General features: G+C 76.0%; 5 protein-coding genes. 4 read left to right on the top strand and 1 reads right to left on the bottom strand.

Translation table 11 applies throughout. From position 1 onward, the window contains the following. The 3 genes from L2I40_RS21060 to L2I40_RS21050 form a co-directional block, all read left to right on the top strand. On the top strand, window positions 1-1,167 hold a 1,167-nt coding region (locus L2I40_RS21060; protein ID WP_237217143.1), incomplete at its 5' end, for an amidase. Between the two features lie 64 nt (window positions 1,168-1,231). Further along, window positions 1,232-1,597, top strand: coding sequence for a DUF6152 family protein (locus L2I40_RS21055; RefSeq protein ID WP_237217141.1), 366 nt, complete (start codon window positions 1,232-1,234; stop codon window positions 1,595-1,597). After that, window positions 1,598-2,035, top strand: a complete 438-nt coding sequence (locus L2I40_RS21050; protein ID WP_237217139.1) for a DUF2214 domain-containing protein — start codon at window positions 1,598-1,600, stop codon at window positions 2,033-2,035. Between the two features lie 30 nt (window positions 2,036-2,065). Here the strand turns inward: L2I40_RS21050 and L2I40_RS21045 are convergent, their stop codons facing one another. Beyond that, window positions 2,066-2,881, bottom strand: coding sequence for an MmyB family transcriptional regulator (locus L2I40_RS21045; protein WP_237217137.1), 816 nt, complete (start codon window positions 2,879-2,881; stop codon window positions 2,066-2,068). 110 nt (window positions 2,882-2,991) lie between these two features. Between L2I40_RS21045 and L2I40_RS21040 the strand changes: the two genes are divergently transcribed. Then, on the top strand, window positions 2,992-3,181 hold a 190-nt coding region (locus L2I40_RS21040), incomplete at its 3' end, for a hypothetical protein (protein WP_237217136.1).

The following is a 3,181-nucleotide window of genomic DNA, read 5'->3' as shown; positions in this document are numbered from 1 at the left end:
GCGGCGCGTGAGGGCGAGGTCCGCGCCTTCGTCCATCTCGACCCCGCGCAGGCCCGCCGGCTTGCGGCGCAGGCGCGGCCGGGCGTGCTGCACGGCATCCCGATCGCCGTGAAGGACGTGTTGGATACCGCCGACATGCCGACCGCCTATGGCTCCCCGGCCTGGGCCGGGCACCGCCCGCGCGGCGACGCGGCCGCCGTGGCGCTGGCGCGCGGCGCCGGCGCGGTGGTGATGGGCAAGACCGTCACGACCGAATTCGCCACGCGCCATCCCGGCCCGACCACCAATCCGCACAAGCTGGCCCACACGCCGGGCGGCTCCTCCTCCGGCTCGGCCGCCGCCGTCGCCGACTGCATGGTCCCGCTCGCCTTCGGCACCCAGACCGCCGGCAGCATCGTCCGTCCCGCCGCCTTCTGCGGCGTGGTCGGCTTCAAGCCGAGCTACGGCACGCTGCACCGGTCGGGCATGAAGGTGATGAGCGAGAGCCTCGACACCATCGGCGTCCTCGCACGCTCCGTCGCCGACTGCGCGCTGGCGATCGGCGCGATGAGCGGGCGCGATCTCGGCGACCCGGAGGCGAAGCCCGGCCGCGCGCCGCGCCTCGGCCTGACGTTGGGGCCGGAGCCGGAGAAGGCCGCGCCGGAGACGGTCGCGCTGCTGCACCGCGTGGCCGACGCCGCGCGCAAGGCCGGGGCCGAGGTGACGGAGTTCGCGCTGCCGCCGATCCTGCTGCGCGCGGCGGAACTGCACCCGGCGCTGATGAACATGGAAAGCGCACAGGCCCTCGCCTGGGAACTGGCGGAGGCGCGCCCGCTGCTCTCCGCCGCGCTGCTCGAGAAGATGGACTGGGCCCGCGCCCAGCCGGCCGCGCTGCTGCAACAGGCGCGCCAGGCGCAGACCACCGCGATCGCCGCCCTCCACGGGCTGATGGGCGGGCTCGACGCGCTGCTGACGCCGAGCGCGCCGGGCGAGGCGCCGCAGGGCCTCGGCTGGACCGGCGACCCGGCCTTCAACTCGCTCTGGACCATGCTGCATGGGCCCAACGTGACGATCCCGGCCGGCACCGGACCGAAGGGGCTGCCGCTCGGCGTGCAGCTCGTCGGGCGCGTCGGGGAGGACGCGGCGGTGCTCGGCTGGGCGCGCTGGCTGCAGCACGCGATGGGATAGGGCGCCGGGCTTGCGGCCGCGCGGGCATGTCCCGATCTCCGCCGGACACGCCGGGAGACATGCCATGCCGAGCCGCCGCAGCCTGATCCGCCTCGCCCCGCTCGCGCTCGCGCCAGCCGCGCTGGCGCGGCCCGCCGCCGCGCATCACGGCTGGGGGACCTTCGACCGCGAGCAGACCGCGGACGTCACCGCGCCGGTGGTGCGCTCCACCTTCGCGAACCCGCACGGCGTCGTGGTGATCCGCCGCGACAACCGCGATCTGACCTTCGAGCTCGCCCCGGTCGGGCGCATGCAGGCGCGCGGCCTGAACGAGGCCGACATCGCGCCCGGCCGCAGCGTGCGGCTGTTCGGCTATCGCAATGTGCAGAACCCGTCGCTCTATCGTGCCGAATGGATCGAGGTGGCGGGCCGCCGGATCGAGCTGCGCTGAGTGGACCTGGCTGCCGTCGAGGCGCTGCCGCTCTTCCGCTTCGTCGGCCTCGCGCCGGGCGTCTATCCGCTGGTCTCGGCGCTGCACGTGATGGGCATCGCGCTGCTCTTCGGCCCGATCCTGCTGGCCGACCTCCGTTGGCTGGGCGCGATCGGCCCGCGGCTGGACGAAGCGCTGCCGCTGCTGCGGCGGACGGCGGCGGCAGGCCTTGCGCTCGCCGCGACGACGGGCGTGCTGCTGGCCGGGGTCCGCATCGGCGAATACGCCGCGAACCCGGCCTTCCTGGTGAAGCTCCTGCTGGTCGCGCTCGGCGTCGGCAACGCGCTGCTCGCCGCGCGCGCCGCGCGCCGCGGCCGCATCCCCGCCGGCTTCGCGCTCGCCTCGCTGCTGTGCTGGACGGCGGCGATCCTGGCCGGCCGCTGGATCGCCTTCGTGTGAGGAGCCGGAAGCCGCGCGCCTGCCGCCCGCTCAGCCGGCCAGCGCGCGCAGCCGCGCCGCCGTCCCGGCGTCGGCCGGATAGAAGGCCTCGATCGCCAGCTCCGACAGGGTGATCTCGGCCGGCGTGCCGAAGACCGTGGTGGTCGAGAGCAACGAGAGGATGCCGTTCGGGCCCTCCAGCACCAGCGGCACGGCGATGCCGCCGGGCAGGAGGCCCGGCTGGGTCGGCGGCGCCGGCTCCGGCGCGGGGAAGGCCGACAGCTCGACGATCAGCGCCGCGACCGCTGCATCGCCGCTGGCCGCCACCTGTCGCCGCAGCCGCTCCAGCAGATGCGCGCGCCATTCGCCGAGGTTGCGGATGCGCGGCGCGAGGCCCCGCGGGTGCAGGCTCAGCCGCAGCACGTTCACCGGCGGCGCGAGCAGCGCCGCGTCGATGCCGGCCAGCAGCGGCGCCACGGCCGCGTTGGCGGCGAGCATGCGCCAATGCCGGTCCACCGCCAGCGCCGGATGCGGCGCATGCGCGGCGAGGATCGTCTCCACCGCCCGGCGCGCGGGCTCCATCGCCGGATCGTCCAGCGCGCGCTCGGCATAGGCCGGCGCGTAGCCCGCCGCGAGCAGCAGCGCGTTGCGCTCGCGCAGCGGCACCTCGAGCTGCTCGGCGAGCCGCAGCACCATCTCGCGGCTCGGCGCCGAGCGGCCGCTCTCGATGAAGCTGAGGTGCCGCTGCGACACCTCCGCGTCGAGGGCGAGGTCGAGCTGGCTGCGGCGCCGGCGCTGCCGCCAGCCGCGCAGCAGCGCGCCGACGGGCTGGGGGTGCGGGGCGGCCTGGGCCGATGCGCTGCTCATGCCGCGATCCTGCTCGCGATCGCGTGCTCGCGCGATGACCTCTCACGTAATCGCGCTCGCGCGCCGCGGGGCGGAGAGTCGCCGCGTCCACCGTCGAAGAGGAGAGGACCATGGCTTCCACCGCGATCGCCTCCACCCCGCTGCTCCGCATCGCGCTGCTCGGCGACGCCGCGGCCAGCGGCGCGATGGGCCTGCTGCTGGCCGGCGCCGCCGGGCCGCTGGCCGGCCTGCTCGGCCTGCCGCAGGCCTTGCTGCTCGGCGCCGGGCTGGTGCTGATCCCCTATGCAGGCCTTGTCGCCG

Source organism: Falsiroseomonas oryziterrae (assembly GCF_021864505.1).
GTDB classification, from domain to species: Bacteria; Pseudomonadota; Alphaproteobacteria; order Acetobacterales; family Acetobacteraceae; genus Falsiroseomonas; species Falsiroseomonas oryziterrae.
The sequence above is the reverse complement of the archived record's forward strand: the minus strand, read 5'-3'. Positions and strand labels throughout refer to the sequence as shown.